Origin of the sequence: Citrobacter sp. XT1-2-2 (assembly GCF_023516235.1) — a bacterium.
Taxonomy (GTDB): Bacteria; Pseudomonadota; Gammaproteobacteria; order Enterobacterales; family Enterobacteriaceae; genus Citrobacter; species Citrobacter werkmanii.
Genome location: NZ_CP097324.1, coordinates 2,226,156 through 2,248,321, shown reverse-complemented (window position 1 = coordinate 2,248,321; position 22,166 = coordinate 2,226,156). Strand labels below are relative to the sequence as shown.

At 48.8% G+C, this 22,166-nt stretch carries 20 protein-coding genes and 1 pseudogene; 9 read left to right on the top strand and 12 right to left on the bottom strand.

Annotated elements, in window-relative coordinates:
* Positions 1-8 precede the first annotated feature (8 nt).
* The gene (locus M4I31_RS10655) at positions 9-1,481 is read right to left on the bottom strand and encodes a GGDEF domain-containing protein (RefSeq protein ID WP_085048094.1); all 1,473 of its coding nucleotides are present in this window, start codon (positions 1,479-1,481) and stop codon (positions 9-11) included.
* Positions 1,482-1,666: 185 nt separating this feature from the next.
* Positions 1,667-1,939, bottom strand: coding sequence for a hypothetical protein (locus M4I31_RS10650; RefSeq protein WP_085048093.1), 273 nt, complete (start codon positions 1,937-1,939; stop codon positions 1,667-1,669).
* A gap of 649 nt (positions 1,940-2,588) precedes the next feature.
* Here M4I31_RS10650 and M4I31_RS10645 point away from each other — a divergent pair.
* The gene (locus tag M4I31_RS10645) at positions 2,589-4,223 is read left to right on the top strand and encodes a phosphoethanolamine transferase (RefSeq protein WP_320204151.1); all 1,635 of its coding nucleotides are present in this window, start codon (positions 2,589-2,591) and stop codon (positions 4,221-4,223) included.
* A gap of 65 nt (positions 4,224-4,288) precedes the next feature.
* Here M4I31_RS10645 and ompW read toward each other — a convergent pair whose 3' ends face one another.
* Entirely contained in the window at positions 4,289-4,927 is a 639-nt protein-coding gene (gene ompW / locus M4I31_RS10640) for an outer membrane protein OmpW (protein WP_038640990.1), read from the bottom strand.
* Between the two features lie 283 nt (positions 4,928-5,210).
* Between ompW and M4I31_RS10635 the strand changes: the two are divergent.
* From M4I31_RS10635 to yciA, 4 genes and pseudogenes are all read left to right on the top strand, one after another.
* Positions 5,211-5,297: pseudogene (locus M4I31_RS10635) on the top strand (YkgJ family cysteine cluster protein); the annotation flags it as partial.
* Between the two features lie 28 nt (positions 5,298-5,325).
* Positions 5,326-6,069, top strand: coding sequence for a YciC family protein (locus M4I31_RS10630; protein WP_085048092.1), 744 nt, complete (start codon positions 5,326-5,328; stop codon positions 6,067-6,069).
* 53 nt (positions 6,070-6,122) lie between these two features.
* Complete coding sequence (locus tag M4I31_RS10625; protein ID WP_069324644.1) at positions 6,123-6,662, top strand: septation protein A; 540 nt, start codon at positions 6,123-6,125, stop codon at positions 6,660-6,662.
* 164 nt (positions 6,663-6,826) lie between these two features.
* The gene (yciA, locus tag M4I31_RS10620) at positions 6,827-7,228 is read left to right on the top strand and encodes an acyl-CoA thioester hydrolase YciA (RefSeq protein WP_038640996.1); all 402 of its coding nucleotides are present in this window, start codon (positions 6,827-6,829) and stop codon (positions 7,226-7,228) included.
* 87 nt (positions 7,229-7,315) lie between these two features.
* Here the strand turns inward: yciA and tonB are convergent, their stop codons facing one another.
* Positions 7,316-8,032 carry a TonB system transport protein TonB gene (gene tonB / locus M4I31_RS10615; RefSeq protein ID WP_038643203.1) on the bottom strand — a complete coding sequence of 239 codons (717 nt, stop codon included), beginning with the start codon at positions 8,030-8,032 and terminating at the stop codon, positions 7,316-7,318.
* 224 nt (positions 8,033-8,256) lie between these two features.
* Between tonB and M4I31_RS10610 the strand changes: the two genes are divergently transcribed.
* Positions 8,257-8,553 carry a YciI family protein gene (locus M4I31_RS10610; RefSeq protein ID WP_006684292.1) on the top strand — a complete coding sequence of 99 codons (297 nt, stop codon included), beginning with the start codon at positions 8,257-8,259 and terminating at the stop codon, positions 8,551-8,553.
* A 50-nt stretch (positions 8,554-8,603) separates the two neighbouring features.
* Here the strand turns inward: M4I31_RS10610 and M4I31_RS10605 are convergent, their stop codons facing one another.
* Complete coding sequence (locus M4I31_RS10605; protein ID WP_087856120.1) at positions 8,604-8,777, bottom strand: YciY family protein; 174 nt, start codon at positions 8,775-8,777, stop codon at positions 8,604-8,606.
* A 142-nt stretch (positions 8,778-8,919) separates the two neighbouring features.
* Between M4I31_RS10605 and cls the strand changes: the two genes are divergently transcribed.
* Together cls and M4I31_RS10595 are read left to right on the top strand one after the other, a co-directional pair.
* On the top strand, positions 8,920-10,380 hold the full coding sequence (gene cls / locus M4I31_RS10600) for a cardiolipin synthase (RefSeq protein WP_250856868.1): 1,461 nt from the start codon (positions 8,920-8,922) through the stop codon (positions 10,378-10,380).
* 34 nt (positions 10,381-10,414) lie between these two features.
* Positions 10,415-10,744: an HI1450 family dsDNA-mimic protein gene (locus M4I31_RS10595; protein ID WP_003020691.1), complete on the top strand. Its 330-nt coding sequence runs from the start codon at positions 10,415-10,417 to the stop codon at positions 10,742-10,744.
* A gap of 33 nt (positions 10,745-10,777) precedes the next feature.
* Here the strand turns inward: M4I31_RS10595 and M4I31_RS10590 are convergent, their stop codons facing one another.
* The 7 genes from M4I31_RS10590 to ychE all read right to left on the bottom strand — a co-directional run bounded on the left by M4I31_RS10590 (position 10,778) and on the right by ychE (position 18,817).
* Positions 10,778-11,614 carry an ion transporter gene (locus tag M4I31_RS10590; RefSeq protein ID WP_038641095.1) on the bottom strand — a complete coding sequence of 279 codons (837 nt, stop codon included), beginning with the start codon at positions 11,612-11,614 and terminating at the stop codon, positions 10,778-10,780.
* Positions 11,615-11,660: 46 nt separating this feature from the next.
* Entirely contained in the window at positions 11,661-12,665 is a 1,005-nt protein-coding gene (oppF, locus tag M4I31_RS10585; RefSeq protein WP_006684288.1) for a murein tripeptide/oligopeptide ABC transporter ATP-binding protein OppF, read from the bottom strand.
* Positions 12,662-13,675, bottom strand: coding sequence for a murein tripeptide/oligopeptide ABC transporter ATP-binding protein OppD (gene oppD / locus M4I31_RS10580; RefSeq protein ID WP_038641097.1), 1,014 nt, complete (start codon positions 13,673-13,675; stop codon positions 12,662-12,664). The genes oppF and oppD overlap by 4 nt, the downstream gene beginning before the upstream one ends.
* Before the next feature lie 11 nt (positions 13,676-13,686).
* The gene (gene oppC / locus M4I31_RS10575; RefSeq protein ID WP_008784950.1) at positions 13,687-14,595 is read right to left on the bottom strand and encodes an oligopeptide ABC transporter permease OppC; all 909 of its coding nucleotides are present in this window, start codon (positions 14,593-14,595) and stop codon (positions 13,687-13,689) included.
* Between the two features lie 14 nt (positions 14,596-14,609).
* Entirely contained in the window at positions 14,610-15,530 is a 921-nt protein-coding gene (gene oppB / locus M4I31_RS10570; protein ID WP_003020708.1) for an oligopeptide ABC transporter permease OppB, read from the bottom strand.
* A gap of 234 nt (positions 15,531-15,764) precedes the next feature.
* Positions 15,765-17,396, bottom strand: coding sequence for an oligopeptide ABC transporter substrate-binding protein OppA (gene oppA, locus M4I31_RS10565; protein ID WP_069324647.1), 1,632 nt, complete (start codon positions 17,394-17,396; stop codon positions 15,765-15,767).
* 773 nt (positions 17,397-18,169) lie between these two features.
* Positions 18,170-18,817 (bottom strand): NAAT family transporter YchE, encoded by a 648-nt coding sequence (gene ychE, locus M4I31_RS10560; protein ID WP_038643209.1) that lies wholly within the window; start codon positions 18,815-18,817, stop codon positions 18,170-18,172.
* A 487-nt stretch (positions 18,818-19,304) separates the two neighbouring features.
* Here ychE and adhE point away from each other — a divergent pair, with 487 nt between their 5' ends.
* Positions 19,305-21,983 (top strand): bifunctional acetaldehyde-CoA/alcohol dehydrogenase, encoded by a 2,679-nt coding sequence (gene adhE / locus M4I31_RS10555; RefSeq protein WP_038641104.1) that lies wholly within the window; start codon positions 19,305-19,307, stop codon positions 21,981-21,983.
* Positions 21,984-22,166: the final 183 nt, after the last annotated feature.

The window sequence follows — 22,166 nt, the reverse complement described above, 5'->3', positions numbered from 1 at the left end:
TGGCGGTTTTACCCTTCTTTGGTGTTCTTCATTTTGTACATGGCGTTATCCGCATTCTGAATTGCCACATCCAGCTCGCCGTTCACTTCCGCAATCCCCCACGACACTGACAATGGCACGGTATGACCGTCCACCACAAACACATGGCTGGTCACCTGCCCGCTAATGCGTTGCGCAATTGCCTTAGCGTCACTTGCCTGCGAGCGAAACAGCAGGATCATAAACTCATCCCCGCCGGTACGAATCACAATATCGTGGCTGGTTCGGGTGTTAGACAGCATTCGGTTAGCGATAATTTGCAGCGCCCGGTCACCTGCCGCATGGCCCCAGGTATCATTGACAGCCTTGAACTTATTGCAATCCAGTAACACCACCGAGCAGTGCGATAAATCACGACGCTTGATGATGTCGAGAATTCGGCGGTTAAAACAACCGGTCAGCGTGTCGATATAAACCTTGAGGTCGCTTTCATTCAGCCAGGATTTTAGTGAGAAACTGATGATGACGAAGAAGAACGGCGCCAGCAGGATCACAATTCCGGCATGCGAATCACGCACCATAAAACGGCCTAATGACAGCGAATAGTGCAGCGCATATTTCTCCGAAAAGTTGCGCACCATATAGCGGGACTGGCCTGTACATCTGCCGGATAAACAAAGGCTCTCATTGTTGGTCAAATTCACCAACTCCACATTCAGCTCAGGTGGAAGGTGGTAGTCAAAGGCTTGAGCCAACGCTTCCTGCAATTCCGGCTTTGAATGGTCATAGACCAGATAGGCCACGATTTGGTCTGATATCTCTTTACCCGACAGATCGTAGATATAGCTCACCACGCTGTAAGCTTTTTCACCGGTAATTTTATCGGTATAGAAGTTCGTTGAACTAAGGGCTTTGTTTTTGACGTTTTTTTGCAACAGTCGGGTATAGAAATCGACAGGTGGATAGAAAAAGTTGGTGATATCCCGCGCCATTTCAGAATTGGAGAAGCTGAAATTGCGCGAATCGGAAGCCATAAACCAGTAAAAATAATCTGAGTTTTTGGCGATAATGTAACGATGCGCATCGAAGCTCCCCGGGTTTAGCTCATTGACCATCCCGCGAATAAACTCCGCCGCCGTATACATACACAACGCATTATGACTGGTTCGCTGGGCAATAATTGTCCCCGTCGCCGAATGCAGCCGCTTTGGGTCGGCGTTAATGCCCCATTCATCTTCATTGCGGGGAACAAATTGTGAAATTTCGCCACATTGCTCGCCCGTTTTGATATGGTGATAGCGCTCGCCAATCGCGTCGGCGATCAACTCGTTATCGTTAAAAATGTCCATCATGCGCGCTTGCAGGCGATTAACACCTTCACTGGCTGCCGCTATCCGCTGCTCATAGATAATAAACAGAAATAACGAAGTAAATATCAACGTAATGAGCCCTGATACCAGCAATGCCTGCCTGTTTCTGAGCTTATCCTGCACAATCTTCACGAGTCCACCCTGCTAGTTAACATATTGCCAAACCGGTTACCCGTTTATGTTGTTGCATAACTGCGCTGTACGTTGATTGAGAATATTTACCGCCCCTTCGCTGATGAGTCAAAAGCTCGCCGTTGCGCGCGCTGAAGTTACCGATTTATACAACAAAAGCACATATTTGTTAACATAAATGCAAACTAAGCATCGCCTTCAATGGGATACCCTGCCCGACGGATAGCCTCACGGCAGTCGTTCACACCGGCGGCGTACCCCGCTTCAATCTCACAAACCGGGCTGGCGCTGCAATAAGGCAGTTTAACCGGAGTGGCCATAAGTTTCTCCAGAATCTCCATTTTATCCATGTAATTCAGCAGCTCACGAGCCACGCTTACGGCAAACTCGGCCGTATCATCGCCGGTGAACGGTTCCAGAAGCGTGATTTTTTGTTGGAGTTGATGGCGGGTTAGCATCGTCAATACCCTCAAAGCCAGTTTGCTTAAAGAGTAGCATTACATCGAAGAAGAGAAATACGCCACTGACGATTCAGGGGGCAAATCTTAATCACAGCCTTCACAGTTATGGCTGAAACCGGGCACGGTACCCTCGTATTTTTACAGAACATATTCATAGGTAGCGAATAGCTCTGCCCATCCCACATTCGATCTGAGATGTTGCCGTTGTTTGCAATGTTTAAGAGATGAGCAGCGAAACGCTGAATGCATCAATATCATAAAGTTTTAGTAATGATTTACATAGATATCATATTAAATGTGAATATTACATTGGCTCATCAAGACTAAAATCGTTATAGTGTCTGAGTAATAGCGTTATTTTTGCAAGGCCATAATAATTTCACTTAGGTCATGTTATTAACGTGTGAATTAATTGTTTATAAATGCAGGATGCTCCAGGACTATTTGCACTTAACTCAAATTCACCTTTTAAAAATATTCAGAAAGCCAAAGGGATCAAACCACAGGATAACAACTAAATAGCATTGAATAAAACGACATAACGGCGATCACACCTGAGACAGGTCTGTGAGGTTGCTACATGTAACTTATTCACCCTCAATAATTGCATGAGTAAACAATAAAAGCACATAAGAAGAAAATTCTTATGTTTAAAACATATTTTGTTTGTCAGGATATCTGGGTCCATAAATTAAAAATCATGTCTATCCAATTTAATCTTCAAATGGTCAGAAGTGGTTTACGCCCACTTAAAATTATTCCGCTAATTATTTCTGTGTTAATTATTGCCAGTGTTAATATATTAACTGCAAAATATAACACTGTAATTAATCGGACGCTTGTGTTTTTCATGATCATGCTTTCATTACGATGCCTACAGTATGTTTTTTTCAGAAATATTCTGGCTGTTTTAATTTTAATACCCGTCGCAGCTGATATCACTCTTCAATTGCATGCCTGGAATAATTACAACTCAGAATTTAGTTATGGATTTGCGTTAAGTGTTTTGAACACAACTCCCAGTGAAGCAATAGCGATGCTGAGATTATATTGGCGCGACTGTGTTACGTTCTTTACACTTGTAATGTTTTTTATTTACTCTATAAACACTGGCGCGAGACCTGTACCCTATCGATTTCGTCACTACCCAATAGTTATTTTGGGCTTAATAATTTTCTTTTTGTTTTCGCAAGCTTATCTCCACCAGATAAGGAAAAGTAATGTTGAAAGTCTGGTGCAACGAGTCATCCGCTCTACTCCAGTAAGTACCGGAAAAGAGTTTATGCAGGCTATGCAAGATAACGCCATAATTTCTGATATCGGTACAAACATTCCCAATTATAAGATAACAGTAACTGATACCGGGATCGAAAACTATATACTGATCGTCGGGGAATCTGCGCGTGCGTTAAATATGGGGATATATGGATACACAAGGGATACCACCCCTGAACTTATCAAACAAAAGCAGCAACTTTTACTGTTTAATAACGCGATTGCGCCTGCACCGGTAACAATCATGGCCGTCCCCCTGGCACTTACTGCTGACTCAGTGCAAGCCCGTCACCCGCGTAATTACAGCGATAATATTATTAATATCACCAACCAGGCTGGCTATGATACATACTGGTACAGTCGCCAGGGAAATGGAGGGGCGCATAACAATATAATTACCGGGATTGCCATGAATGCACATCAGCATGAATGGATAGAATATGGCTATGATGAGGCGTTGTTACCGTTATTACATAAGGCATTGCAGAAGCCAGGTAAGAAACTTATTGTCCTGCATTTATATGGCAGTCATGAACCTTCCTGTCAACGTTTTCCAGAAAGTCATACTGTCTTATTTGGCCAGAGTAAAGCTGACGATTGTTATGATAACTCAATTCGCTATACTGATGAACTGATGGGTAATATATTCAATGCACTGGAAAACACTCGCTCATCAGTAATGTATTTTTCCGATCATGCGCTGATCCGTGATCCTGCTCGCTCGGTGGTTTATTCTCATGGTGGTGTTAGACCGCCTAAAGAGGCATTACAAATCCCGATGTATATTTGGTACAGCCATTTAGTCGATGAGAAAACAAAGTTCACTGGAGATTATAATACGCCGTGGTCTGCCGATGATCTTAACTCTCTTGCAGAATTGTGGCTTGGCATCCATCGTCAGGGCAACGCGAAAAAGTCTATGAAATCCTGGTTAATAAACTACCAAAAGGAGATTTTCATCATGGACACAACGGGTAAAAAATACCATTGGAATGATGTTCGTTAATGCTGAAGAGTTGGCAAAACTGGTCATCAAATGACCAGTTTTGCAGAAGGGCTTTGCAGAAGAGCTTAAAAACGATAACCCGCAGAGAACATAAACACCCACGGATCGAGACGCACGCTGTCTCGCTGCTGGACGCCACCCATTTTATAACTTGCGGTGGTGTCGATATCCATGTACCAGACCGACATGTTAATCAGCCAGTCGCGGTTAATCAGATAGTCCATACCGACTTGCCCTGCCGCCCCCCAGGAATCTTTCAGGCTCAGGTCCGATAAGCCGGTTTTTTTGCCGTTATCGTTAAAACTTTCGTCGAAGAAGGTGGTGTAGTTCACACCAACACCAACATAAGGACGCAGTTTGCTGCTGGAGTCACCGAAGTACCACTGCGCCATTAACGTCGGTGGCAAGTGGTGAACAGTGGCAATATCGCCCGTCGCGGCAGTCCCAATTTTGTGACGGAACGGCGTGGCTGCCAGTAATTCAACACCGATATTGTCGGTTGCCATGTAGGTGAATGTCAGACCCAGTTGGGTGTTATTACTGACATCAAAGCCACCTAAGCTTCCCAGCGTCCCCCCCGCGCCTTCCGTCGGCCTGACGGTGGCAGAACCCGCACGAATGAAGAATTCTCCAGCCTCATGCGCAAATGCGTTACCAGAGAGAAGAGTTGTTAAAGCCACTGCTGCAACTGTTAATTTTTTCATGTCCGCTCCATCGTTATGGTTATAAAAGCGGAACAAATATACCCACATTGGAGTAATAAGTGATCTTACCTGGATCACATTGACTTTGATAATTTAACATTTATTGATCCAGATTAAGTTAGAACTTGCATTCAAAATCCTGGTTAAATTAATTCAGATCAATTTTGATATATTTTCGCCATGCAAGTATCCGATACTCGCTGATGGCAAGCGTTGCTTATTTGCCCATGATGCGCAGAGAACAATCAGCGTTCTTGCATAACGCTGAAGTGATAGCCAAAAATTACCGGAGCTTTACAAAGATATGCCTTTCCATACATCGCGCGATGCTGCCACTGTAGAGTTATCCAGGGTACAATTGCCCGCAAATGAACACCTGCAAAACTCAAGGAGAGTGCATGTCTATCACGGCGAAATCCGTTTACCGTGACACGGGAAACTTTTTCCGTAATCAATTCATTACCATCTTGCTGGTATCGTTGTTGTGCGCGTTTATCACAGTGGTGTTAGGGCATGCCTTTTCTCCCAGTGACGCACAAATTGCGCAGCTCAGTGAAGGGGATCAGTTAACCAGTAGCGTGGGTCTGTTCGATCTGGTACAAAATATGAGCCCGGAGCAACAGCAAATTCTGCTACGCGCTTCCGCGGCGTCGACATTTTCAGGCCTGATTGGTAATGCCATCCTCGCGGGAGGTATCATCCTGATGATTCAGCTGATTTCAGCAGGTCATCGGGTCAGCGCGTTACGCGCCATCGGCGCCAGTGCGCCAGTGTTGCCCAAGCTGTTTATTCTGATTTTTCTGACTACTCTGCTGGTGCAAATCGGTATTATGCTGGTGGTCGTACCCGGTATTCTGCTGGCTATCCTGTTAGCTCTCGCACCGGTGATGTTGGTACAGGATAAAATGGGTGTCTTTGCCGCAATGCGCAACAGTATGCGTCTGACATGGTCTAATATGCGACTGGTCGCGCCGGCAGTGATCGGTTGGCTGCTGGCTAAAACGCTGCTGTTGCTTTTTGCGCCAAGTTTTGCGGTACTTACGCCGAACGTAGGCGCGGTATTGGCGAATACGCTGAGCAATATGATCTCCGCCGTGTTGCTGATCTATTTGTTCCGCCTGTACATGCTGATTCGCCAATAAACCCTGAACGCATACCGGGCGCAGGCCTGGTGCTTTTGATGACGGAATGAAGAATGAAGCAGTTTCTTGATTTTTTACCGCTGGTTGTCTTTTTTGCCTTTTATAAGCTTTACGACATCTACGCGGCGACCTCGGCACTGATTGTCGCGACGGCTGTGGTTTTGATTTACAGCTGGGTTCGCTACCGCAAGGTCGAGAAGATGGCGTTAATCACCTTTGTTCTGGTTGCCGTGTTCGGTGGCCTGACTATCTTCTTCCACAACGATGAATTCATTAAGTGGAAAGTTACGGTGATTTACGGACTGTTTGCCGGTGCGCTGCTGGTTAGCCAGTGGGTGATGAAAAAGCCACTGATTCAGCGCATGTTAGGCAAAGAGCTGACCCTGCCGCAGCAGGTCTGGTCGAAGCTTAATTTAGCCTGGGCCGTCTTTTTCATTCTCTGTGGCCTGGCGAATATCTATATCGCTTTTTGGCTGCCGCAGAATATTTGGGTCAACTTTAAAGTATTCGGCCTGACAGCCCTGACCTTATTCTTTACGCTGCTGAGCGGTGTCTATATTTACCGCCATCTGCCGCAGGAAGATAAATCGTAATACATGCCCGCCAGATCTACCGATCTGGCGAATTTTTATCCCCTCAGGTTCCTCATTACCGCTAACCCGGCTTACTTCCACTTCACACGCCGCATCCCTCTGTTCTCAACGCGCAAATTCTAGTAGCATCGCGCCTGTAATCTTTCTCTATAGTCGGTTCAACAATGACAACAACGAATAATACTCCCCAGGGTGAACTGGTTTTACGCACTCTGGCTATGCCTGCCGATACCAATGCGAACGGTGATATTTTTGGCGGCTGGCTGATGTCACAAATGGATATAGGTGGCGCTATTCAGGCCAAAGAGATCGCACATGGTCGTGTGGTAACGGTGCGCGTTGAAGGAATGAGCTTTTTACGCCCGGTTGCCGTAGGCGATGTGGTTTGTTGCTATGCGCGCTGCGTGAAGCGCGGGACGACCTCGATCAGCATTAATATTGAAGTCTGGGTGAAGAAAGTTGCTTCAGAACCTATCGGCCAGCGCTACAAAGCCACCGAAGCCCTGTTTATCTATGTTGCCGTTGATAAAGACGGTAAGCCACGTCCGATCCCTACCCTGGGCTGATAAGTCACGATAGCATCGCCCTCCGGCAATCACTCAGTTCATTGCTTATTGCCGGATGGCGGCGAACCGCCAAATCCGGCCTGCGCCTTATTCAATCTGCGTTGCGCCGTTCAGACGGAACACGATATTCACTACCAGTCCGGACCCCGGTTTCCCGGCCTCATAGCGCCATCTGCGCATCGCATTTTTCACTTCACGCTCAAACATATTCGCCGGCTGCGCGGACAGAATTTCCACGTTTTCAACACGGCCATCCGGCGTCACATCAAATTTAACTTTAACACGACCTTCTATGCGTAGCGCTTGCGCTCGCGCAGGATACTGCGGCTGATTACGGCTTAAAGCGCGAGGACCTGCTGGCGCACTTACCGCTGCTTTACTGGTTGCCGGCGCAGTACTGGTCGTTGGACGCGCAGGCGCCGTATTTTCAAATGGGGATGCCGGGCGCGGCTCTGCGGGTTTAGCATCACGTTTGGGCTGCTCTACCACTTTTTTCACCGGTTTTGGCTTCGGTTTAGGCTTGGGCTTCGGTTTCTCAATCACTACCGGCGCCTCTTTTGGCGGCTCCGGGATTGGCTCTGGTTCCGGTTCTGGCTCGACTACGGGTTCCGGCGGCGGCTGAACGGCCTGGGGCGGTTCGAGATCGGCAGGCGCGACCATGGTAACGGAGATCGGCTGCGCTGGCGCAGGCAGTTCAATAACCTGATGTACCGAGGTATACAATAGACCCGCCACTACAGCACCATGGATGCCGACGGAAAGTAACGTTGGCCAGGGAAAGCGACGAGGTAAATCAAGGGTCATTGAAGTCATAATCGTTTCAGTTAAAAAACCAGGCCCTGATTTTAAATGCAAATAGCAATCATATTCAATAAGACCTGGGCAGTAAGCCGCATTTAAAACACGATTTTATGTAAAAAAACCTTCATCACAATGTGGTCTTAACAAATCCGTTATCTTTACGTTGCAGTTGGCATGCCTTTCCAATAACGTAATTAACGACTTTTACCGATTAAGGAGCTCTACCCGTGCTGTACGTTATTTATGCTCAAGATATCGCAGACTCTCTCGACAAACGCCTTTCCGTGCGCCCTGCTCATCTGGCCCGTCTGCAACTCCTGCATGACGAAGGACGACTGCTCACGGCAGGACCGATGCCAGCAGTTGACAGTAACGATCCGGGTGTCGCGGGGTTTACCGGCTCGACGGTAATTGCAGAATTTGAATCTTTAGAAGCAGCGCAGGCGTGGGCAGAAGCCGACCCCTATGTCGCAGCAGGCGTTTACGCGCAGGTTTCAGTAAAACCGTACAAGAAAGTATTTTAAAAACAGAACGAAAGCAGACATTGGGCACCACCAGCGGTGCCCTTTTGAGATCAGATACTGTGGATTGCAAACAGCAACGAGTTACGTTGATGATTCAGAATACACTTTCTGATGCTATGGATACGCATGTTACGACGCGATTGTCCTTCAAGCCAACGTGCTTTACGGCGGCTAGCCTGACGCTGCATCCGCCAGCGTCCCACTTCCGTTCTACTACGCTTCATGTTAACTACTCTTCCAGTCACTGAGCGGCCATTATAACGCCACACCGAATGCAGGCCAGTGGTTTTCCCGTGTTTTTATTTGCCAGATTTATCCTGATGCGTAAACTCTTAACAATACGCTTTCAAAAGGATTTTTAAATTTATGACAACCTTCTACACCGTGGTGAGTTGGCTGGTCATTCTGGGTTACTGGGTACTCATTGCTGGCGTCACATTACGCATTCTAATGAAGCGACGCGCAGTGCCCTCCGCAATGGCATGGCTGTTGATCATCTATATACTGCCATTGGTAGGGATCATAGCTTATCTGTCCTTCGGTGAACTCCACCTGGGTAAACGCCGCGCCGAACGCGCCCGGGCAATGTGGCCTTCCACGGCCAAATGGCTGAACGACCTCAAAGCCTGTGAACATATTTTCGCACAGGAAAACAGCAGCGTTGCTTCTTCATTATTTAAGCTGTGCGAGCGTCGTCAGGGAATCGCCGGCGTTAAGGGGAATCAACTGCAGCTGCTCACCAGTTCCGATGACGTGATGCAGGCGCTGATCCGTGATATTCAACTGGCGCGTCATAATATCGAGATGGTGTTCTACATCTGGCAACCGGGAGGTATGGCCGATCAGGTTGCCGAGTCGTTAATGGCGGCCGCCAGAAGAGGCGTTCACTGCCGCCTGATGCTGGACTCTGCGGGCAGCGTGGCATTCTTCCGCAGCCCGTGGGCGGCGATGATGCGTAACGCGGGTATTGAAGTCGTCGAAGCCCTCAAGGTTAACCTGATGCGTGTGTTTTTGCGCCGGATGGACCTGCGCCAACACCGTAAGATGGTGATGATCGACAACTATATTGCTTATACCGGCAGCATGAACATGGTCGACCCGCGCTTCTTTAAGCAGGATGCGGGCGTGGGTCAATGGGTCGATTTAATGGCGAGAATGGAAGGACCTGTTGCCACCGCGATGGGCATCGTCTATTCCTGCGACTGGGAAATTGAAACCGGGAAACGCATTTTACCCCCGCCGCCGGATATCAATATCATGCCGTTTGAGCAGGCCAGCGGTCACACCATTCACACTATCGCCTCAGGACCAGGTTTTCCTGAAGATTTGATCCATCAGGCGCTATTAACTGCTGCTTATTCGGCGCGTGAATATTTAATTATGACCACGCCCTATTTCGTCCCCAGCGATGATTTACTGCATGCGATCTGTACGGCCGCACAGCGTGGGGTCGACGTCAGTATCATTCTTCCGCGTAAGAATGATTCCCTGCTGGTTGGCTGGGCAAGCCGGGCATTTTTCACCGAACTGCTGGCTGCGGGCGTCAAAATATATCAGTTCGAAGGCGGCTTGCTGCACACCAAGAGCGTACTGGTTGATGGCGAACTGAGCCTGGTCGGTACCGTTAACCTGGATATGCGCAGTTTGTGGCTGAATTTTGAAATCACGCTGGTTATTGATGACGCAGGATTCGGGGGCGACCTCGCCGCAGTGCAGGATGATTATATTTCTCGTTCACGCCTTCTTGACGCTCGTTTGTGGGTAAAACGACCACTCTGGCAGCGGATTGCCGAGCGACTGTTTTACTTCTTTAGCCCGTTGCTGTAAAACGTGCCAATCAGACAGTAAACAGGTAGTCATTATGGATATGGATTTGAACAACCGCCTGACCGAAGACGAAACGCTTGAGCAGGCTTACGATATTTTTCTCGAACTGGCTGCGGACAACCTCGATCCGGCAGATATCATTCTGTTCAATTTGCAGTTTGAAGAGCGCGGCGGTGCAGAATTATTTGACCCGGCAGAGGACTGGCAGGAACACGTCGATTTTGACCTGAATCCTGACTTCTTTGCCGAAGTGGTGATTGGTCTGGCAGATACAGAAGACGGCGAGATTAACGACATTTTTGCCCGCGTTCTGTTGTGTCGCGAAAAAGATCACAAGCTCTGCCACATTCTCTGGCGCGAATAATTAAAAAAAGCTGCTCTCGCAGCTTTTTTTCTTTTAGCCCGGTAATTTGCTTCCGCACCGGTTACAAAACTGCGCGCTGTGCTCATGCTGACTTTGCTGACACTGCGGACATTTACGCTGATTCTGCCGATGCTGGAACGCACTGCTCATATGCGTCGTTATCAAACCTGTCGGGATCGCAATCACGGAATAACCGATCAAAATCAGCACTGACGCTACCATGCGCCCGAGCGGCGTGTGGGGCGTGATATCGCCATAGCCGACGGTGGTTACCGTGACGATGGCCCAATACACTGATGCATTCAGCGTACTAAAACCATATTTGGGTCCTTCAATCAGATACATTAGCGCGCCGAATACAATCATCAGAATGGCAATAAATGAATAGAACAAGATTAGCTGATGCCGGGCGCTTTTTATTGCGCTCCAGAATATACGCAGAGAAGGCATAAAGCGCAGCAGTTTGAGAATTCGCAGTACACGCAGGACACGCATCGCCCGCCAGGCGAAAACATAACTCAGACTGATTTCCGGCCATAACCACATCACATACAGTGGCAGAATGGTGGCAAGATCAATAATCCCCCAGAAGCTAAATACATATTTAGCGGGATTAGCCCAGCAGCATAATCGCAACAGATATTCGAGAGTAAAGACCAGAGTGATAAAGACTTCCAGCCAGACAAATACGCGCCACTCCTCAAAGGTCAAATGGTATTGCGTCCCGACCCCGGACTCAACGAAGATAACAATCACGCTGAGCAGCGCGAACAGTGCGCACATACCTTCAAAACGGCGCCCCGAGCGTGTGTCTAAATCAAATAATGTACGATAAAGCGTACGGCGAACAGAAGAAACTAAGCCAGACACAAATACCTCACCAAAAAGAAGGGCTGACCTTTGTCAGCCCTCTCGATTATAGCGGGTCTACTTTCAGGCAGGAAACGGCGTGTCGAAAACTGCCTTCAAGAACCGGGCGTGTTTTTGCACACTCTGGTCCGGCAATCGGGCAGCGCGTACGGAACACACAGCCCGAAGGAGGATTAATCGGCGACGGCAACTCGCCTTCCAGCAACTGGATAACTTTGTTCCTTTCCATATCCGGATCGGGGATCGGCACAGCAGACATTAGCGCTTTGGTATAGGGGTGCAGCGGATTATGGTACACCTCGTCATAGGTGCCTAATTCCACTGCGTGTCCGAGATACATCACCAGTACGCGATCGGAGATATGCTTAACCACTGCCAGGTCGTGGGCAATGAAAATTAATGACAGCCCCATTTCACGCTGTAGCTGCTGCAGGAGGTTGACGACCTGAGCCTGAATGGATACGTCCAGCGCAGAAACCGGTTCATCACAGATAATCAGTTTCGGTTCGAGAATCAGCGCGCGGGCAATACCGATACGCTGACATTGGCCGCCGGAAAACTCATGCGGGTAACGGTTAATCAGGTTTGGCAGCAACCCAACCTTCATCATCATTGCCTTCACGCGGTCACGGACTTCCTGCCCCGGCAGTTTCGGATGATAAGTCCGCAACGGCTCGGCAATAATTTCACCAATGGTCATACGCGGGTTTAATGACGCCAGCGGATCCTGGAAAATCATCTGGATATCACTGCGCACCTCACGCCATTCATCAGGTTTCATACCCAACAAATCTTTCCCCAGCCAGGCGACCTTTCCATCAGTGGCTTTCACCAGACCGATAATCGCCCGAGCAAAGGTCGATTTTCCGCAGCCGGATTCCCCCACCACGCCAAGGGTTTCACCTTCATACAATCGCAGGGTGACGCCATCAACCGCTTTCAGGGATTTCGACGGTTGCCAGAACCACTGCTTACCATCCTTAATGTCGAAATGAACTTTGAGATCGGCAATTTCAAGGAGTACTTTTCGTTGTTCGGTGACCGTATTCATACCAGTTCCTCCACCGGTTTAAAGCAGGCGCGCAGACGGCCCGGACTAAATTCCTCCAGTGGTGGGGCACTGCTACAGATTTCCATCGCATGCGGGCAGCGCGGCTGGAACGGACAGCCTTTTGGCAGACGCAGCAGGTTCGGCGGATTGCCCGGGATAGTCAACATCTCTTCCCCTTCGGCGTCCAGACGCGGTACGGCATTCAGCAAACCAATTGAATACGGATGAACGGGCTTATAAAAGACATCCCGTGCACTGCCATATTCCATGGTTCGTCCGGCGTACATCACCAGCACTTTGTCACAAATACCGGCGACAACCCCCAGATCGTGGGTGATCATGATAATTGCGGTGTTAAATTCACTTTTCAGTTCATTCAGCAGCGTCATAATTTGCGCCTGTACCGTAACATCGAGCGCGGTAGTCGGCTCATCGGCGATCAATAATTTTGGTCTGCACAGCAGCGCCATGGCGATCATTACGCGCTGACGCATTCCGCCAGAGAATTCATGCGGATACATTTTCATGCGCTTGCGCGCTTCCGGCATTTTCACCGCATCCAGCATTTTTACTGACTCTTCAAACGCTTCTGCTTTACTCATGCCTTTGTGCAGCATGAGCACTTCCATCAGTTGCTCTCCGACCCGCATGTACGGATTCAGAGAGGTCATCGGATCCTGAAAAATCATTGAGATTTGCTCGGCGCGCAGTTTGTTCAGCTCGTGCTCCGGTAAATTCAATATTTCACGCCCGTTAAACGTAGCGGAACCTCCGATACGGCCATTCGCCGCCAGCAGCCCCATCAGGGCAAACGCGGTTTGCGATTTGCCCGAACCGGACTCACCCACAATACCCAACGTTTCTCCGGCTCGCAGGGAAAAGTTTAAATCGTTTACTGCAGTAACATCGCCATCGGGGGTGGCAAACGTCACGCGCAAATCCTTAACGTTCAGCAGTGCGTTAGCCTGTTGTTGCGCGAGCGGCGCGGTTGCGGTCTCAATTACGCTCATGGCGGCGCTCCTTAACGGTCTTTCGGGTCGAGGGCATCACGCAGGCCATCGCCAATAAAGTTAAAACAGAACAAAGTAACCACCAGGAAACCGGCCGGGAACAGCAACAGCCATGGCGATACTTCCATTGAGTTGGCGCCATCACTCAGCAATGCGCCCCAGCTACTTAACGGCTCCTGCGTCCCTAATCCCAGAAAACTCAGGAAAGACTCAAACAGGATCATGCTGGGCACCAGCAACGAGGCGTAGACCACCACAACCCCCAATACGTTTGGCACAATATGACGGATAACGATGCGCACGGTAGACACCCCGCCGACTTGCGCCGCCTCAATAAACTCTTTGCGCTTCAGACTCAGCGTTTGTCCACGCACGATACGCGCCATATCCAGCCAGGAAACCATTCCGATAGCGACAAAAATCAGCAGGATGTTTTGTCCAAAGAAGGTCACCAGCAGGATCACGAAGAACATGAACGGGAAGGAGTTGAGGATTTCCAGCAGGCGCATCATTACCGAGTCGATTTTACCGCCGAGATAACCCGACAAAGAACCATACAGCGTGCCAACCACGACCGCCACCAACGCGGCGGCAATGCCAACCATCAGCGAGATGCGCCCGCCAATCGCCACACGCACCAGCAGGTCGCGACCTGATGAGTCGGTGCCAAAGTAGTGCCCGGACTCCATATCCGGCGCGCTGGACATCATTCCCCAGTCGGTATCAAAGTAGGTAAACTGCGACAGCATCGGCGCCAGCGTCACAAACAGCGCAATAATCACCAGCACCACCAGGCTTGCCACCGCCGCGCGGTTATGCATAAATCGGCGACGTGCGTCCTGCCACAGGCTGCGACCTTCGACCTCCAGCTTTTCACTGAAATTCTCCAGCGCCTCGCTGTTTTTCTTACTTAACATCATAGCGAGCTCCAGTATCAGTAACGAATCTTCGGATCGATAACGGCATACAGCACATCGACAATCGCGTTAAACACGATAGTCAGCGTACCGACCAGAATGGTCAGACTCAGGACCAGCGAATAATCGCGATTTAAGGCGCCATTGACGAACAGTTGCCCAATGCCCGGCAAACCATAGATGGTTTCAATGACCATTGAACCAGTGATTATGCCGACAAATGCCGGTCCCATATAAGACAGCACGGGTAGCAGCGCAGGTTTTAACGCATGGCGGAAAATAATCCGCCGCATCGGCAGCCCTTTGGCGCGCGCGGTACGAATAAAGTTTGAGTGCAGCACTTCAATCATTGAGCCGCGGGTAATACGGGCAATACTGGCGATATAGGCGAGCGATAACGCCACCATCGGCAGGATCATAAATTTCAACGCCCCGCCGTTCCAGCCACCGCCGGGCAGCCATTTCAACGTTATGGCGAATATCATGACCAATAAGGGAGCAACGACGAAACTGGGGATAACCACCCCGGTCATCGCGACCCCCATTACCGTGTAGTCCCAGCGCGTATTTTGCTTCAGCGCGGCGATCACCCCTGCGCTAACGCCGACGAGCACCGCCAGAATAAAGGCCGCTGCGCCAAGCTTCGCTGACACCGGAAAACTTGAAGCGACAAGGTCGTTAACCGTGTAATCTTTATATTTAAAGGATGGCCCAAAATCGCCATGCGCCAGTTGTTTCAGGTAGCTGAAATACTGTGTGGAGATGGGATCGTTGAGATGATATTTCGCTTCTATATTAGCCAGCACTTCTGGCGGCAATGCGCGTTCCCCGGTGAATGGGCTTCCCGGCGCAAGGCGCATCATAAAGAATGAAATCGTAATAAGAATAAACAGCGTCGGAATCGCTTCCAGACAGCGACGTAATATAAATTTCAACATAACCCGTACCTTCCGGCGTGTGCCTTTATACCCGTCATACTTCCAGTCGCAGGTGCGTTGGCTTTCTCACTCACCCCGGTCACTTACTACTCGTAAGCTTCCGGGGATTCGTTGCGTCGCCGCCTTCCTGCAGCTCGAATTATTTAGGGTATCCCCCTTTTCATTCGAAGAGGTGTGAATAGTGCGATGAAAAAAGACACTGTGGGGCAAAATTGATTGCCCCACGTCTTGCCATTAATGCTTGATAATATACAAGTCTTTTACATGGATATTATCCATCGGGTCTTTACCGGAGTATCCGCCAACCCATGGTTTCACCAGGCGGGCGTTAACATAGTAATAAACCGGTACAATCGCAGAATCTTTATCCAGTTGCTGCTCCGCTTTCGAATACAGCTCACTGCGCTGCGCTTCATCTGTCACTTTCAGTGTATCTGCAATCAGCTTGTCAAATGCAGGGCTCTTATAGTGAACAGTGTTGTTGGAGCTGTCGGACAGCACCATATTCAGGAAGGAAGTTGGTTCGTTGTAATCCGCGCACCAGCCCGCACGTGAAACATCATAGTTGCCCTGATGACGCGTATCGAGGAATGTTTTCCACTCCTGGTTTTCCAGCTTGACGTTAGCGCCCAGATTTTTCTTCCAGATAGAAGCTGCGGCGATAGCCAGCTTCTTGTGCAGGTCTGAGGTGTTATACAGCAGGTCAAAGGTCAACGGTTTTTCAGCGGTATAACCGGCTTCAGCCAGCAGTTTCTTCGCTTCTTCATTACGTTTTTCCTGTGACCATTTGAACCACTCTGGCTCAACCAGTTTCGCGCCATCGGTGTAAGGAGGGGTAAAGCTATAGGCAGGCAGGTCGCCCTGGTTTTTCACTTTGTTGACGATGATGTCACGATCCATCGCCAGCTTCAGAGCGGTACGAACACGAACATCGTTGAACGGTGCTTTCTGGTTGTTGATTTCGTAATAATAGGTGCACAGATACGGGTCAACGTGAACTTCGTTCGGGATCTCTTTTTTCAGTTTCTGGAATAACTCGATCGGCATGTTGTTATAGGTCATGTCGATTTCACCGCTGCGATAGCGGTTAACGTCAGTCACTTCAGAAGAAATTGGCAGGTAGGTCACCTGGTTAATAACGGTTTTGGCGTTGTCCCAGTAGTTGGTATTACGCTCAAGCACAATGCGCTCGTTAACCACCCAGTCCTTCAGTTTATACGCACCGTTAGTGACAATGTTGGCGGGCTGAGTCCACTTATCGCCGTATTTTTCAACGGCGGCTTTAGGAACCGGAGAAACGGAAGAGTGCACGAGCAGTTTGTAGAAATAAGGAACAGGTTCGCTCAGGGTGACTTCAAAAGTATGATCATCAATCGCTTTCACACCGAGATCGGTGACCGGCTTTTTACCGGCGATAATGTCATCAATATTGACGATATGACCGTACTGCAAATAACTGGCGTACGGTGAGGCAGTATTTGGGTTAGCCAAACGTTGCCAGCTGTACACAAAATCTTGCGCGGTAACAGGTGTACCGTCAGACCATTTAGCATCTTTACGCAGATGGAACGTCCAGACTTTAAAATCTTTATTGTCCCATTTCTCAGCCACGCCCGGCGATGGTTTGCCATCGACATCGCTGATTAATAAACCTTCAAACAGGTCCCGGTTAATGTTGGATTCCGGCACCCCTTCGATTTTATGTGGGTCGAGAGACTGAACTTCCGAACCGTTATTACGCACCAGAGTCTGCTTTTCAGCAAGCTGCACACCCGCTGGCACAACTGCCGCCGTGGCCACATTTCCAGCGATTAGCGCAGTGAGGATCCCCGCAGCTACTAAACTTTTTTTAGTGATGTTTGTCATTGTGTTTGTACTCCCTCATTATTATGGCTGGTTTTTTAACCAGACTGTTAATCCTGTCAGGATCCCTGTACGGCACCGGAGATTTTCTGCCGTCAGGTGGTTTATTGTTTTACTGCTTGCTATCACCGACTTTATTTATTCTGGCGATTCGTACGACCGCCTTGCGTCGATTATCTACGTGTCTCCCCTGCCGGAAACACGCTATTACCCTGTTGAGAGAAACCAAGTGAAAATCATTCTCATCAACGTCAATTCTTCTGCAAAATACCTGGCCGGAAAGTACCAAATGCGTTTCTTCATCGCCAATACATTTTACAAATTTGTTAACCAATTCTCTTTTATTAGAAATAAATCTCACTGGCAAAGGCTTGCGAATGAAAATTCATGGCAATAAAACATTAATAATCAATGAATTGCCTGATTGTCATAGTTGACGCCCCTGTCCGGTATCAACACCATGCCAAAATGCACATAAATTTAACAATTGATTATTAATTAGCACATTCATCTAAAAAAAACGCTGAAATAACTAATAACATTTCGATAATCCCACAGCAAGCCCCAGAGTATGATGTTAATAAAATAACAGCAATATCGTGCTCCCTCTGACGCAGTGCTGAGTGTTATATCCATAAAATCAATGAATAACTAAATCGTTAACCATCAGCATTTTTCATTACTGTTATGCTGATTATCAACTTTAGTGAGAAGTTTTACTGATAATGAAAGGAAACGGAGCCAACAGCGGCTCCGTTTATAGTGAAGAAGGAATATCAGGCGAGCAAACCGGGGAAAATGGATTTGATACCAGTAACAATGAATTCAATCCCTAAGGCCATGAGTAACAGCCCCATAATACGCGTAATAACGTTGATCCCCGTTTGCCCCAGCAAGCGCACTAACCACGGCGCCATGCGAAACAGCCCCCAACAACACAAGGCAAACAACGCAATCGCGATAAAAAAGCCAAACAGATTAATCGCACTGTGGTAACGCGTCCCCCAAACGATGGTCGAGCTAATTGCCCCCGGTCCCGCCATCAGGGGCAATGCCAACGGCACCACGCCAATGCTTTCACGAATGGCGGTTTCTGATTTTTCCTGTTTGTTCTGCTTATCTTCGCCAAGTTTGCCACTAATCATCGACATCGCGATAGTCACAACCAGAATACCGCCGGCAATCCTGAACGAATCTATAGAGATACCGAAAAGTTGCAGGATACCGTCGCCCAGGAACAGCGAAGTCCACAGGATGATAGCGACCGACAGGTTTGCCGTGAGATTGGTTTTGTTTCGCGCAGCCGCAGTTTGGTAGCTGGTCATACTGATAAAGACCGGGATGATCCCTACCGGGTTAACCAGGGCAAATAACCCAATAAAAAATTTAAAATAAACAGGAAAATCAAATAGCGTTTGGATCACGGTTAGCTCCGAAGCGTTAGCCGGATAAAATGAGTCATAAAAATTGGAAAAATCCGCGCTGAAGATACGCCTTTTGTCAGCATACTTCACCTTCTATCTGCGTATATCTACGTAAATACGCTACTAATACTTAGTGTTATTAATATGTATTAAATATGCTAATGTGATTAGCATTCATCACCTCAATTTTTTAACACTTACCGAGAAACGCTAAAAGGGCCTGCTGAAAGGTGTCAGCTTTGCGAAATCTTGATCCAGATCACGCAATTACTACTCAGAAGTGAGTAACCTTGCTTACGTCCCCTGGAGGTAAAGCGTAAAAGTTATCTGGCGCTTGCGTATAAGCTCTTTTAGTAAATCAAGGTAAAGTGGACGTTAATTAACCGTTTGATTTTCAAACCGTTACACAAATTTTCGTCGGTCTGTCTATACTCTCGTATCGAGCAGATGATTTACTAAAAAAGTTTAACATTATCAGGAGAGCATTATGGCTGTTACTAATGTCGCTGAACTTAACGCACTTGTAGAGCGCGTAAAAAAAGCCCAGCGTGAATATGCCAGTTTCACTCAAGAACAGGTTGACAAAATCTTCCGCGCCGCCGCTCTGGCTGCCGCAGACGCTCGAATCCCTCTCGCGAAAATGGCCGTTGCCGAATCTGGCATGGGCATTGTCGAAGATAAAGTGATTAAAAACCACTTTGCTTCTGAATACATTTACAACGCTTACAAAGATGAAAAAACCTGTGGAGTGCTGTCTGAAGACGACACTTTCGGTACCATTACTATTGCTGAACCGATTGGTATCATCTGCGGTATCGTTCCAACCACTAACCCGACTTCTACTGCTATCTTCAAATCGTTGATCAGCCTGAAGACCCGTAACGCCATCATCTTCTCTCCGCATCCGCGTGCTAAAGATGCCACTAACAAAGCTGCTGACATCGTTCTGCAAGCGGCAATCGCTGCTGGCGCACCGAAAGATTTGATCGGCTGGATCGATCAACCTTCCGTAGAACTGTCTAACGCGCTGATGCACCACCCGGACATCAACCTGATCCTTGCGACCGGTGGTCCAGGCATGGTTAAAGCGGCATACAGCTCCGGTAAACCGGCAATCGGCGTAGGCGCAGGTAACACCCCTGTTGTTATCGACGAAACCGCTGATATCAAACGTGCTGTTGCATCTGTTCTGATGTCTAAAACCTTCGATAACGGCGTAATCTGTGCTTCTGAACAGTCTGTTGTCGTGGTTGACTCTGTATACGACGCAGTACGTGAGCGTTTCGCCACTCACGGCGGCTACCTGCTGCAGGGCAAAGAGCTGAAAGCTGTTCAGGACGTTATCCTGAAAAATGGCGCGCTGAACGCCGCTATCGTTGGTCAGCCAGCCTACAAAATTGCTGAACTGGCAGGCTTCTCCGTACCAGAAACCACTAAGATTCTGATTGGTGAAGTTAAGGTTGTTGACGAAAGCGAACCGTTTGCTCACGAAAAACTGTCTCCGACGCTGGCTATGTATCGTGCGAAAGACTTCGAAGACGCAGTGGACAAAGCTGAAAAACTGGTTGCGATGGGCGGTATCGGTCATACCTCTTGCCTGTACACCGACCAGGATAACCAGCCAGAACGCGTTGCTTACTTCGGTCAGATGATGAAAACCGCGCGTATCCTGATTAACACCCCTGCTTCTCAGGGTGGTATCGGTGACCTGTACAACTTCAAACTCGCACCTTCCCTGACTCTGGGTTGTGGTTCCTGGGGTGGTAACTCCATCTCTGAAAACGTTGGTCCTAAGCACCTGATCAACAAGAAAACCGTTGCTAAGCGAGCTGAAAACATGTTGTGGCACAAACTTCCGAAATCTATCTACTTCCGTCGTGGCTCTCTGCCAATCGCGCTGGATGAAGTGATTACTGATGGTCACAAACGTGCGCTGATCGTGACCGACCGCTTCCTGTTTAACAATGGCTATGCTGACCAGATCACCTCTGTTCTGAAAGCGGCTGGCGTTGAAACCGAAGTGTTCTTTGAAGTTGAAGCTGACCCGACTCTGACCGTTGTTCGTAAAGGCGCTGAGCTGGCTAACTCCTTCAAACCAGACGTGATTATCGCGCTGGGTGGTGGTTCCCCGATGGACGCCGCGAAAATTATGTGGGTTATGTACGAACACCCGGAAACCCACTTCGAAGAACTGGCGCTGCGCTTTATGGATATCCGTAAACGTATCTACAAGTTCCCGAAAATGGGCGTGAAAGCGAAAATGATCGCCGTCACCACCACTTCCGGTACCGGTTCTGAAGTAACACCGTTTGCGGTTGTGACCGACGATGCAACCGGTCAGAAATATCCGCTGGCTGACTACGCCCTGACCCCGGATATGGCGATTGTCGATGCCAACCTGGTGATGGATATGCCGAAGTCCCTGTGTGCGTTCGGTGGTCTGGATGCCGTTACTCACGCTCTGGAAGCTTACGTTTCCGTACTGGCTTCTGAGTTCTCTGACGGTCAGGCTCTGCAGGCGCTGAAACTGCTGAAAGAAAACCTGCCAGCGTCCTACCACGAAGGTTCCAAGAACCCGGTAGCCCGTGAGCGTGTACACAGTGCAGCGACCATCGCCGGTATCGCATTTGCGAACGCCTTCCTGGGTGTATGTCACTCCATGGCGCACAAGCTGGGTTCTCAGTTCCACATTCCTCACGGTTTGGCGAACGCCCTGCTGATCAGCAACGTTATTCGTTACAACGCGAACGACAACCCGACCAAACAGACAGCATTCAGCCAGTACGACCGTCCGCAGGCGCGTCGTCGCTATGCTGAAATCGCCGACCACCTGGGTCTGAGCGCACCGGGCGACCGTACTGCCGCGAAAATCCAGAAACTGCTGGGCTGGCTGGACGAAATCAAAGCTGAACTGGGTATTCCTAAGTCTATCCGTGAAGCTGGCGTGCAGGAAGCTGACTTCCTGGCACACGTTGACAAACTGTCTGAAGATGCGTTTGACGACCAGTGTACTGGTGCTAACCCGCGTTATCCGCTGATTGCTGAGCTGAAGCAGATTCTGCTGGATACCTACTACGGCCGTGAGTACAGCGAAGGTGAAACCACCGCTAAGGCTGAAGCAGTAGCTGCACCGAAAGCTGAGAAAAAAGCGAAGAAATCCGCTTAATTCCTTCAGAAAAGTTTTAGTCTGACTATAAACGGTCCCTTTTCGGGACCGTTTTTTTTGTACCTTACACGACCAAAATCAGGTAATACCTGACTCAACCACTTGTGAGATATGGCCTGGTGAAGATTACTTGCAGGGAGGAAGCCAGGATGGCGTCAGAAGAGCGTGTGACAGGGTAGAGAC

Bases quoted from the DNA above. Each gene is read 5' to 3' on its own strand.
- M4I31_RS10595 (WP_003020691.1), top strand. From the start codon at position 10,415: ATGGATATGGATTTGAACAACCGCCTGACCGAAGACGAAACGCTTGAG.
- oppB (WP_003020708.1), bottom strand. From the start codon at position 15,530: ATGTTGAAATTTATATTACGTCGCTGTCTGGAAGCGATTCCGACGCTG.
- tonB (WP_038643203.1), bottom strand. From the start codon at position 8,032: ATGACCCTTGATTTACCTCGTCGCTTTCCCTGGCCAACGTTACTTTCC.
- yciA (WP_038640996.1), top strand. From the start codon at position 6,827: ATGACAACAACGAATAATACTCCCCAGGGTGAACTGGTTTTACGCACT.
- M4I31_RS10630 (WP_085048092.1), top strand. From the start codon at position 5,326: ATGTCTATCACGGCGAAATCCGTTTACCGTGACACGGGAAACTTTTTC.
- ompW (WP_038640990.1), bottom strand. From the start codon at position 4,927: ATGAAAAAATTAACAGTTGCAGCAGTGGCTTTAACAACTCTTCTCTCT.
- oppD (WP_038641097.1), bottom strand. From the start codon at position 13,675: ATGAGCGTAATTGAGACCGCAACCGCGCCGCTCGCGCAACAACAGGCT.
- adhE (WP_038641104.1), top strand. From the start codon at position 19,305: ATGGCTGTTACTAATGTCGCTGAACTTAACGCACTTGTAGAGCGCGTA.
- M4I31_RS10645 (WP_320204151.1), top strand. From the start codon at position 2,589: ATGTTTAAAACATATTTTGTTTGTCAGGATATCTGGGTCCATAAATTA.
- cls (WP_250856868.1), top strand. From the start codon at position 8,920: ATGACAACCTTCTACACCGTGGTGAGTTGGCTGGTCATTCTGGGTTAC.
- M4I31_RS10625 (WP_069324644.1), top strand. From the start codon at position 6,123: ATGAAGCAGTTTCTTGATTTTTTACCGCTGGTTGTCTTTTTTGCCTTT.
- oppC (WP_008784950.1), bottom strand. From the start codon at position 14,595: ATGATGTTAAGTAAGAAAAACAGCGAGGCGCTGGAGAATTTCAGTGAA.
- M4I31_RS10650 (WP_085048093.1), bottom strand. From the start codon at position 1,939: ATGCTAACCCGCCATCAACTCCAACAAAAAATCACGCTTCTGGAACCG.
- oppF (WP_006684288.1), bottom strand. From the start codon at position 12,665: ATGAATACGGTCACCGAACAACGAAAAGTACTCCTTGAAATTGCCGAT.
- oppA (WP_069324647.1), bottom strand. From the start codon at position 17,396: ATGACAAACATCACTAAAAAAAGTTTAGTAGCTGCGGGGATCCTCACT.
- M4I31_RS10605 (WP_087856120.1), bottom strand. From the start codon at position 8,777: ATGAAGCGTAGTAGAACGGAAGTGGGACGCTGGCGGATGCAGCGTCAG.